The organism is Streptomyces sp. NEAU-YJ-81 (assembly GCF_017592595.1).
Lineage (GTDB): Bacteria > Actinomycetota > Actinomycetes > Streptomycetales > Streptomycetaceae > Streptomyces > Streptomyces hygroscopicus_B.
In genome coordinates, this window is record NZ_JAGFNO010000011.1 from 37,518 (window position 1) to 49,750 (window position 12,233).

Here is a 12,233-nt window from a genome sequence, read left to right on the forward strand (position 1 = left end):
GATCGTCGCGCCCGGCACATTCAGGACACACCCAGTTCGTTGTCGATGAAGTCGAGAACCTGGGCCGCGGACGCGGACTCCAGCCTCTCCGCGGCGGTCATTTCTTCCTCCGCCGGCTTTCGTGTCGCTTTCCACTTCGCCAGCAGGCTTTCGAGCCGTGCCGTGACCGCCCCCGAATCGTCCTCTTCCATCTCGAGGCCGATCAGGGTGGCTTCGAGCCTGGCCAGTTCGTTGAGGACCGGATCGGCGCCGTCCCGGCCCGTGGCGGCGCCGACCGCCGGGGCGATGCGTTCCAGCAGGTAGTCGGCGAGCACGGCCGCTTCCGGATAGTCGAAGACGAGGGCGGCGGGCAGGCGCAGACCGGTGGCGGCGGCGAGCCGGTTACGCAGTTCGACGGCGGTCAGGGAATCGAAACCGAGCTCCTTGAAGTTGGTGTCGGCCTGTACCGCTTCGGCGTCGGCATGCCCGAGCACGGTGGCCACATGGCCACGGACCAACTGGAGGACCGCGCGGTGCTGTTCCGCGGCGGACAGGCCCGCCAGCCGCCCGGCCCAGTCGTCCGGCCGCGCATCGGCTGCCGCCGCCGTACGCCGCGTCGCCGCGCCACCTGCGCCCGATGCGGCGAGGGCGCGGAGCGTGGCGGGGAGGCCGTCGGCGGGCTGGGCGGCCAGGACACGCGTGTTCATATCCGCCGCGATCAGCTGATGGCCGCCGTGCTCGGCCGCCGCGTCGAGCAGCCGCAGGGCATGGTCGGCGGCCATCGCGGTGATGCCCGAGCGGGTCATCCGGGCCAGGTCCGCGTCGGCGAGGCCGCCGGTCATCTCGCTGGATTCGGCCCACAGGCCCCAGGCCACCGAGACCGTCGGCAGGCCAAGGGCCTGACGGTGGGCCGCCAGCGCGTCGCAGAAGGCGTTGGCCGCCGCGTAGTTGGCCTGCCCCGGGCTGCCCATGACCCCGGCGGCCGACGAGAACAGCACGAACGCGCCCAGGCGCAGATGTGCCGTCGCGGCGTGCAGATGCGCCGCGGCGGTGGCCTTCGCCGCCCAGACCCGCGCCAGCCGCTCGGGAGTCTGCGCGGTGACGACCGCGTCGTCCAGCACACCCGCCGCATGGATGACTCCGGTCAGCGGATGCCCGGGGTCGACCCCCTCCACCAGCTCCGCCACGGCTGCCGCGTCGGTGACATCGGCGGCGACGATCCGTACCCGCGCGCCCAGGGCGGTCAGCCGGTCGGCGAGGTCCCGGGCGCCCGGTGCTTCCGGGCCGCGGCGGCTCACCAGCAGCAGATGCCCGATCCGCCAGACACGTACGAGGTGTTCGGCGACCAGCGCGCCCAGGGTGCCGGTGCCACCGGTGATGAGGACGGTGCCGTCCGGGTCCACCGGGGCGGGGACGTCCAGGATCAGCTTGCCGGTGTGCTTGGCCTGGCTGAGATGGCGCAGCGCCTCACGTGTCCGGCTGAGCGGCCACGTCCGCACCCGCAGCGGCCACAGGGCTCCGGTGGTGAACAGCTCGCCCAGTTCGCCCAGCATCCGGCCGATGTGTTCGGGCCCGGCGTCGGTGATCAGGTCGTAGACCTGGTACGTCACCCCGGGGTACTCCTCCGCGACGCGCTCGGGGTCACGGAGGTCGGTCTTGCCCATCTCCATCAGCCGGCCGCCCTCGCCCAGCAGCCGCAGGGAGGCGTTGACGAAGGGTCCGGCGAGGCTGTTGAGCACCACATCGACACCACGCCCGCCGGTGGCCTCGCGGAACACCTCCTCGAAGTCCAGATCGCGTGAGGAGGCCCGGTGCGCCTCGTCGATGCCCATCGCCTCCAGCACCTCATGCTTGCCGGGGCTCGCCGTCGCGTAGACCTCCGCCCCCAGATGCCGGGCGATCCGTATGGCCGCCATGCCTACACCGCCGGTCGCGGCATGGATCAGGACCGTCTCCCCGGCCTGGAGCCGGGCCAGTTCCACGAGCCCGTACCAGGCGGTCAGGAACGCCACCGGCACCGAGGCCGCCTGCGGAGAGGTCCACCCGGCGGGAACGGGCGCCACCATGCGGGCGTCGGTCACCGCCGTGGGGCCGAATGCGCGGTCGAAGACCCCCATGACCCGGTCGCCCACCGCGACCCCGGTCACCTCGGGGCCGACGTCCAGCACCACACCGGAGCCCTCGCCACCGAGCCCGGTCTGGCCCGGGACCATGCCCAAACTGATAAGCGCGTCGCGGAAGTTGATACCGGCCGCGTGCACCGCCACCCGCACCTGACGCGGTCCGAGGGGCTCGAGCACCTCCGGACACGGCACCGGCTTCACGTTCTCCACCGTGGCCGCGCCGGTCAGCTCCAGCCGCCATGCGGGCTGTCCCACCAGTGCGGCCACACCCCCGCTGCTCACGCCACCGGCACGCATCAGCCGGGGCACCCGGAGCCGCCCCGCCCGCAGCGCGACCTGCGGCTCGTCCAGGTGCGCCGCCCAGGCCACGGCGCTGCGCACACTCTCTTCGAGCGGCTCGGAGTCCGGGTCGAGATCGACCAGAAGGAATCGCCCCGGGTTCTCCGCCTGCGCACTGCGCACCAGCCCGCACACGGCGGCCCCGGCCACGTCCAGGCCGCCGTCTCCGGCGCCGTCCGTGTCGGAGGCGCCGTCCGCCTCGAAGGTGTCGACCGCCTCGGAGGGGTCGATCGCGACCGCGCCCCGCGTGACCATCACCAGCCGGGTCTCGGCCAGCCGCGGTTCGGCCAGCCAGCCCCGCACCAGTTCCAGCGCCCGCTCCGAGGCCGCCAGACCGGCGGCCGCCAGGTCCGTACCCGCGTCCCCGCCGGACGGGCCGCCGAGCGCGGGCAGATACGCGACGGCCACCGAGGGGGCGGGGCCGTCACCGTCGAGGGCGGACACCAACGCCTCCAGATGCGGATGGTGTACCGCGCCCGGCACGATCGACCCACACTCCTGCCGGCCCAGAACCACCCACTCGCCGCCGTCCGCCGGATCGGCCTCCTGGAGTCCGGCGCCGGTGTCCGGTGCGCGGACGGGCAGGGGCGTCCACTCCAGGGTGAACAGCCCGCCCACCTCGAGCCCGCCGGAGGTGCGCAGTTGGTCGACGTCGGCCGGTCGCATCACCAGCGAGTCGACGGTCAGCACCGGACCGCCCAGTGCGTCGGCCACCTCGACCCGCAGACCGCGCTCGCCCTCGGCGCCACCCGCCTCCTGCTCCTGGGGCGAGAGCCGGACCCGTACGGTCGTGGCACCGCCCGCCGACAGCGACACCCCGTTCCAGGCGAACGGCAGCCACACCCGGCCGTCGTCGTGCTCCTGCCCGGGCCGGTCGAGGAGGAACGCCGGATGGAGCGCGGCATCCAGCAGTGCCGGATGGATACCAAATCCCTCTGGGTCTCCGGCGGCCTCGGGCAGCGCCACTTCGGCCAGGAGGTCCTCGCCGTCCCGCCACACGGCCCGCAGGCCACGGAACGACGGCCCGTAGGCGTATCCCGACGCTGCGGCGCGCTCGTAGAACCCGTCCAGCCGTACGGGCTCCGCGCCCACCGGGGGCCACGCCCGGCCCGGCGCGTCCACCGGCTCCCGCGCGGGGCTCTGCGGGGACGGCGGACTCAGGACGCCCTCGGCATGGCATACCCAGCCCGGCTCGGCACCGGGCTCGACATCGCGGTCGGGCCGGGAATACACCCGCACATCACGCCGCCCGTCCTCGGTGGCCACGCCGGCCACCACCTGAACACGCAGCCCACCGGACGCGGGCAGCACGAGCGGGACCTGGAGCGCCAGCTCCTCCACCCCGCCGCAGCCCGCCTCATCGGCGGCCCGCAGAGCCCACTCCACCAGCGCCGCGCCCGGCGCCAGCACGGCGCCCGCCATCACATGCTCGGCCAGCCAGCCCCCGGCGCCGCCACCGGCCGAGATCCGGCCGGTGAGCACCAGCCCGCCGTCGGCGAGCCCGACGGCCGCCGGCAGCTGCGCATGCTCCACCCGCTGCAGCCCGGCGGCCCCCACATCCCCGACGCCACCGCCCTGGGCCAGCCAGTAGCGCTCGCGCTGGAAGGCGTACGTGGGCAGGTCGACCGTCCGAGGCGCCGGGTCGGCCGGGAACCAGTGGGCCCAGTCGACATCGGTGCCATGGGTGTGCAGTTGGGCGAGGACGTGGCCGAATGCGTGCACTTCGGGTCGTTTACGGCTCAGGGTGGCCGTCACCAGCGGAGTCGGCCGCTCGGCGCCGGCCCCGGCCCCGGCTCCGTCCTCATCGGCGTCGGCGTCGGTCGTCGCCTCGTCGGGGGTGAGGTGCTGAAGGGTGTGCTGGGTCGCGGTGGCGAGGACGGGGTCGGGGCCGAGTTCGAGGAAGACGCCGGTTTCGGGCGCGATATGAGCGATGGCGGGGTGGAAGCGTACGGGTTGGCGGATGTGGCGCACCCAGTAGCCCGGTGTGGCCATCTCCTCGTCGGCCGGCTCACCGGTGAGGTTGCTGAGCACTGGGAGGGTGGGCCGGTGGAAGGTCAGGCCGTCGATGGCCTGCGCGAACGGCTCCAGGATGGGGTCCATCAGCGGGGAGTGGAAGGCGTGGCTGACGGTCAGGGTCCTGGTCTTGCGGCCCTTGGCCGCCCAGGTGGCGCCGATATCGGCGACCAGCTCGACCGGGCCGGAGACGACGGTGTTGCCAGGGGTGTTGAGGGCGGCGATGCCCACCTGGCCTTCGTATCGGGCCAGGTCCTCGGCGAGTTCATCGGCGGTGGCCGCGATGGTGGCCATGCCTCCGCCCTCGGGAAGCCCTCCCATCAGGGTGGCGCGGGCAGCGACGAGACGACAGGCATCGGGGAGGTCGAAGACCCCGGCCATGTGGGCTGCCGCGATCTCGCCGATGGAGTGGCCGATGACCGCGTCGGGGCGTACTCCGACCGAGTCGAGCAGTTGGGCCAGGGCGATGTGCAGGGCGAACAGCCCCGCCTGGGCGTAGATGGTGTGGTCCAGCAGCCCCGGCCGCTCGGCCACACCGTGGAAGACCACGTCGCGGAGCGGATGTTCCAGGTGGGGGTCGAGCAGGCCGCAGACCTCGTCGAAGGCCGTGGCGAACACCGGGAACCGTTCGTACAGCCCGGCCCCCATCCCCTGGCGCTGGCTGCCCTGACCGCTGAAAAGCCACACCGTCTTGCCCGTCACCGCGCCACTGGCAGGGAGCACCACACCCGGATGTGGCTCACCGCTCGCCAGTGCCTCCACGGCGGCCAACAGCTCGGCGCGGTCATCGCCCAACGCCACCGCCCGGTGCTCGAACAGCGATCGCGTGGTGGCAAGTGACCAGCCCACCTCGACCGTCGGCATCTCCGGGCAGCTGGCGACGCGTTCGGCCAGCGCGGCGGCTTGGCCGCGCAGCGCCTCCGCACTCCGCGCGGACAGCGTCCATGGCACCGCCCGCATGTCGGGGGAGATCACGGGTTCGGTGCTGACACGCTCGACCGGCTCGGGGGCCTGCTCCAGGAGGAGATGGGCGTTGGTGCCGGAGGCGCCGAACGAGGACACACCAGCCCGGCGCGGTCGCTCACCATTCGGCCACTCCACCGCCTCGGTCAGCAGCCGCACAGCGCCGCTGTCCCAGTCCACATGCGGGCTCGGCTCATCGATGTGCAGAGAGGCAGGCAGCATTCCATGGCGCATGGCCTGCACCATCTTGATGACACCCGCCACACCCGCCGCCGCCTGCGTATGCCCGATATTGGACTTGATCGAGCCGAGCAACAGCGGCTGCCCGGCAAGGCGATCCTGACCGTAAGTGGCCAGCAGCGCCTGCGCCTCGATCGGATCACCCAGCGTCGTACCCGTACCATGCGCCTCCACCGCGTCGATGTCGGACGGCGCCAGCCCGGCGCTCGTCAGCGCTTGGCGGATGACTCGCTGCTGTGAGGGGCCGTTCGGCGCGGTGAGTCCATTCGACGCACCGTCCTGATTGACGGCCGAACCACGGATCACCGCCAGGACATCGTGACCGTTGCGCCGCGCGTCCGACAGCCGCTCCAACAGCAGTACGCCCACGCCTTCGCTCCAGCCGGTGCCGTCGGCGGCGGCCGCGAAGGGCTTGCACCGGCCATCGGGGGCCAGACCACGCTGACGGGAGAAACCGGTGAACACATCCGGCGTGGCCATCACCGTCACCCCACCGGCCAACGCCAGCGTGCACTCTCCCTGCCGCAACGCCTGCGCCGCCAGATGCATCGCCACCAACGACGACGAACACGCCGTATCCACCGTCACCGCAGGACCCTCAAAGCCCAGCGTGTACGCCACCCGGCCCGAGACCACGCTGCCCGAACTGGCCAGCATGGCGTAGCCCTCCAGCCGCGCGTCACCGCCGCTGAGCCCGGCCGCGTAGTCGTGGTACATCACGCCCGCGTAGACACCGGTCGGACTGCCCTTCAACGACACCGGGTCGATCCCCGCCCGCTCCAGCACCTCCCACGACGCCTCCAACAGCAACCGCTGCTGCGGATCAGTGGCCAGCGCCTCCCGCGGATTGATCCCGAAGAACGCCGCATCGAACGCATCGGCGTCGTACAGGAACCCGCCTTCGCGCGCGTACGAGGTGCCGGGGTGGTCAGGATCGGGGTGGAAAAGGCCGTCCAGGTCCCAGCCTCGGCCGGTCGGAAACTCCCCGATGGCGTCACGGCCCGAGGCGACCAGATTCCAGAGCTCCTCCGGCGAACTGACCCCACCCGGGAACCGGCAGGTCATCGCGACGATGGCAATCGGCTCATCCGCGTCGGCCGCCACGACGGGCGTGTGCGCGGCCGACCCGGCGGTCTCGCCGGTCAGCCGGGTGCACAGATACTCCGCCAGCACCCGAGGCGTCGGATAGTCGAACACCATCGTCGCCGGCAACCGCAACCCCGTCACCACCGACAACCGATTACGCAACTCCACCGCCGTCAACGAATCAAAACCCAACTCCTTAAACGCAGCATCCACCCGCACCTCACTGGCAGAACCAAACCCCAACACCACCGCCACACCACCCCGCACCACCTCCACCACCACATCCAACCGAGCACCAACCCCCAACCCCACCAACCGCCCCGCCAACCCCGAGGCCGACAGGCCACCAGCCGCCAACCGCCGCCCGACCCGACCAGCCACCAACCCCCGCAACACCGCCGGAAGGTCCCCACGGGCCACTCCGGCCGGATCGACGGCGGCGGCGACACACAGGGGGCCGCCCTGCGCACAGGCGGCGTCGAGCAGGCCCAGTGCCTTCTCGCTGGACATCGCGGCGATACCCGAGCGGGACATCCGTGCCCGGTCCGTGGCGGCGAGCTTTCCGGTCATCTCGCTGGACTGGTCCCACAGGCCCCAGGCCACCGACAGCCCGGGAAGGCCACGGGCCTGACGGTGTGCGGCGAGGGCGTCACAAAAGGCGTTCGCCGCCGCGTAGTTGGCCTGCCCCGGGCTGCCCATGACCCCGGCGGCCGACGAGAACATCGCGAACAGGGACAGCGGAAGGTCGGCGGTGGCGGTGTGCAGATGCGCCGCGCCCGTGGCCTTGGCCGCCCACACCCGGGCCAGCCGTTCGGGTGTCTGGGAGGTCATCACCGCGTCGTCGAGCAGCCCCGTGGCATGGATGACACCGGTCAGCGGGTGCTCGGCCTCGACCCCCGCCACGAGCTCGGCCACCGCCGACGCGTCCGTGACGTCCACGGCGGCGATCCGCACCCGCGCACCCAGCCCTTCCAGGCGGGCGGCCAGGTCGTGGGCCCCCGGGGCGTCCGGCCCGCGACGGCTCACCAGGAGCAGATGGCCGACCTGCCACGTGCGCACCAGATGTTCGGCCACCAGGCCGCCCAGGGTGCCGGTGCCGCCCGTCACCAGCACGGTGCCGTCAGGGACAAGCCCCGCCGGGGTGTCCCGCTCCTCCGGACCGCTGTCGGCGGAGGCACGGATCAGCCGTGGCACCCAGGCCCGTCCATCGCGTACGGCCAACTGCGGCTCATCCAGGTCCACCGCCCACGCGACGGCGTCCCGCAGGCTGCCGGCGGGACGCCCGGACACGACGTCGACGCCGAGGTCCAGGTCTAGGTCGGGGTCAGCGTCGAGTAGAACGAAGCGCCCCGGGTTCTCGGCCTGAGCGCTCCGCAGGAGACCCCACAGCGCGGCGGCGGCCACATCCGTACCGCCCTCGGCATCGGCGACGGCAACCGCGCCACGCGTCACCACGACCAACCGGGCATCGGCCAGTCGCGGCTCGGCCAGCCACTTCTGCACCAGCTCCAGGGCGCGTTGCGCCACCGCCAGACCAGCAGCCGCCATGTCGGTCGCGGAGTCGGCGTCCGAGCGCGAGAACTCGGCGAGAACCACGGCCGGAACCGGCTTCCCGTCATCGAGCCCCGCGAGAAACGCCTCCAGATCCGGATGCGCCCCCTCGGTCGCCAGCACTGCCCAAGTGTCGCGATCGACCACCGGTCCATCGGCTCCTGTGGGCTGCGGCAGTGGGATCCAGTCCAGAACGAACAGGCCGTCCACACCACGTGCCGCCGCGGCCCCCCGCAACTGCTCTACGGACGCCGGTCGCGTCACCAGGGAGTCGACCGTCAGAACTGGGTCGCCCACGGCATCGGCCACCACCAGCCGCAGCCCGCGCTCGCCCTCGGCGCCATCCCGATGCGGGGTGAGCCGTACGCGTACGGTGCTCGCTCCAGCGGCCCACAACGACACCCCGTTCCACGCGAACGGCAGCAGCACCTGGCCGCCGTCCCGCCCCCGCTCGGATCCGGTGTCGAGCAGAAGAGCCGGATGCAGGGCCGCGTCGAGCAGCGCCGGGTGGATACCGAAGCCCTCCGCGTCCCCCGCCGCCTCGGGCAGCGCCACCTCGGCCACCAGGTCCGCACCGTCCCGCCACACGGCGCGAAGCCCCTGGAACGACGGCCCGTACGCATAGCCGGACGCCTCGGAACGCTCGTAGAACCCCTCCAGATCCACCGGTTGCGCACCCGCCGGAGGCCATGTTCCGCCCAGTCCCTCGGCCGACTGGCCCGCACCTTCCGGTGCCGGGCTCAGCACCCCTTCGGCGTGGCACACCCAGCCCACATCGGCGCCCGAGTCGGCCTCGCCGTCCGGACGGGAGTAGATCCGCACATCGCGCCGCCCGTCCTCCGCCGCGGCGCCCACCACCACCTGGACGCGCAACCCGCCCGACTCCGGCAGCACCAACGGCACCTGTAGCGCCAACTCCTCGATCCCACCGCAGCCGACCTCGTCGGCCGCCCGCAGCGCCCACTCCACCAGCGCCGCGCCCGGGGCCAGGACGGCGTCCGCCACGATGTGTTCGCCGAGCCAGTCGTCACCGCCACCGGCCGAGATACGCCCGGTGAGCAGGTGGGTGCTTTCATCGGCCAGCTCCACGGCGGCGCCCAGCAAGGGATGGTCCGCGGCGACGAGGCCGAGGCTGCTGGGGTCGCCGACAGCGCCCGAGCCGTTCATCCAATAGCGCTGGTGCTGGAAGGCATACGTGGGCAGATCGACCGTACGAGGCGTGGGGTCGGCCGGGAACGCGGCCCGCCAGTCCACCTCGACCCCAGCAACGAACGCCTGGCCCAGCGACTGCAGAAGCTGAGCCTGCCCACCGTGATCACGACGCAACGTGGGCACCGCAACCGCATCCACACCCACCTGCTCGAACGTCTCCTGCAAACCGAGAGTCAGCACGGGGTGGCTGCTGGCCTCGATGAACACCCGATGCCCATCCGCCAGCAACGCCTCGACCGCATCGGCAAACCGCACCCGCTCCCGCAAATTCGCCACCCAATAGCCCGTGTCCAGGACGGAAGCGTCCGCCCGCTCACCGGTCACCGTCGAATAAAACGCCACCTCATCCGCCCCACCAACAACCGGACGGACACCACCCAGAACCTCATTCAACTCCTCCCGGATCTCCTCCACCTGAGGACCATGCGAGGCATAATCCACCTCAATCAACCGCGCCCGCTCCCCCACCTCCTGACACACCGCCACCACAGCGGCCACCTGCTCCGGCGGACCCGAAACCACCGTGGAAGAGGGCCCATTGACGGCCGCCACCCCTACACCAGCCGCCTGATCACCCAGACCGGAGAGCAACTCACCCGCCCGCTCCTGACCGACACCGAGCGACGCCATCGCCCCACCACCGGCCAACCGCCGCAACGCCTTACTCCGCAGAGCCACCACCTTCGCGCCGTCCTCCAACGACAGCGCTCCCGCGACAACAGCCGCCGCGATCTCACCCTGGCTATGACCCACCACCGCCACAGGACGCACCCCATACCCCGCCCACACCGCAGCCAACGACACCATCACCGCCCACAACACCGGCTGCACCACATCCACCCTGCTCAGATCAGCAGCGCCATCAGCCCCCCGCAACACATCCGTAAGCGACCAGTCCACATACGGCGAAAGCGCCCGCTCACACTCCCCCACCCGCGCCGCGAACACCGCCGACACCTCCAGCAGCTCCGCACCCATCCCCACCCACTGCGAACCCTGCCCCGGAAACACCAACACCGGACCCACATCACCCACCAGCACCGCCGCACCCGACTCCACCACACCCGGATGCGACACACCCCCCGCCAACGCCCCCACCGCCGCAACCAACTCGCCACAGCCCTCACCCACCACCACCGCCCGATGCTCAAACACCGACCGCGTCGTCACCAACGACCACCCCACATCCACCGACGACAGCTCGGACGCACCCTCCACCCGCTCAGCCAACGCCGCCGCCTGCCCCCGCAACGCCTCCACACTCCGCCCCGACACCACCCACGGCACCACCCCACCCACACCAGAGGAATCCACCCCCGGCACAACCCCCTCAGGCGCCTGCTCCACGATCACATGCGCATTGGTGCCGCTGATCCCGAACGCGGAGACTCCTGCCCGGCGCGGCCGCTCGTTGCTCGGCCACTCCACCGGCTCCGTGAGCAGCCGCACCGCGCCTCCGGACCAGTCCGCGTGCGGGGTCGGCTCATCGACGTACAACGTGGCGGGCAGCAATTCATGGCGCAGCGCCATCACCATCTTGATCACACCGGCCACGCCCGCAGCACCCTGCGTATGGCCGATGTTGGACTTCAGCGAGCCGAGCCACAGCGGGCGGTCCTCCGGCCGGTCCTGGCCGTACGCGGCGAGCAGGGCCTCGGCTTCGATCGGGTCGCCGAGCGTGGTGCCCGTGCCATGTGCCTCCACCGCGTCCACCTCGGCGGAGGAAAGCTGGGCGTTGATCAGCGCCTGGCGGATCACCCGCTGCTGGGACGGGCCGTTGGGCGCGGTCAGCCCGTTGGACGCGCCGTCCTGGTTGATGGCCGAGCCCCGGAGCACGGCGAGCACCTGGTGGCCGTTGCGCCGTGCGTCGGACAGCCGCTCCAGCAGCAGGAGCCCGACGCCCTCCGAGAAGCCCGTGCCGTCGGCGGCGGCCGCGAACGGCTTGCAGCGGCCGTCGGGGGCGAGGCCGCGCTGGCGGGAGAATTCCACAAAGGTGTTCGGGGTGGTCATCACGGTCACGCCGCCGGCCAGGGCCAGGGTGCATTCGCCCTGGCGCAGCGCCTGGCAGGCGAGATGCATCGCGACCAGCGATGACGAGCACGCGGTGTCCACCGTCACCGCGGGCCCCTCCAGGCCGAGAGTGAAGGCCACTCGGCCGGAGACGACGCTCAGGGTGTTTCCGGTGAGCAGATATCCTTCCGCGCTCTTTTCGATCTGCGGGGTGCCGAAGCCGAGAATTCCGGCGCCCGCGTAGACCCCGGTGGGGGTGCCCTTCAGCGAGGTGGGGTCGATTCCGGCGCGTTCGAGCAACTCCCAGGAGACTTCGAGCAGTTGGCGCTGCTGGGGTTCGGCCGCCAGGGCCTCTCGCGGGCTGATGCCGAAGAAGGCGGCGTCGAAGCCGTCGGCCCGGTCCAGGAATCCGCCGTGGCGGACGTAGCTGGTGCCGGAGTGATCGGGGTCCGGGTGGTAGAGGGCCTCGGCACGCCAGCCGCGGTTGGTGGGAAACTCCCCGATCGCGTCCCCGCGCGAGGCGACCAGCTCCCACAGGTCCTCGGGCGAGGTGATCCCGCCGGGGAACCGGCAGGCCATGCTCACGATGGCCACCGGCTCCTGTGACCGCTCCTCCATCTCGCGAAGCCGCCGACGCGTCTGCCCCAGGTCGGCCGTGACCTTCTTGAGGTACTGGCGGAGCTTCTCTTCGGTACCCGACATCAGTTCCGCGCCTCC

Annotated in this window: 1 protein-coding gene; it reads right to left on the minus strand. The window is 71.9% G+C overall.

Annotated elements, in window-relative coordinates; genetic code table 11:
• Window positions 1–20 precede the first annotated feature (20 nt).
• Window positions 21–12,218 (minus strand): type I polyketide synthase, encoded by a 12,198-nt coding sequence (locus J5X86_RS23860; RefSeq protein ID WP_208518797.1) that lies wholly within the window; start codon window positions 12,216–12,218, stop codon window positions 21–23.
• Window positions 12,219–12,233: the final 15 nt, after the last annotated feature.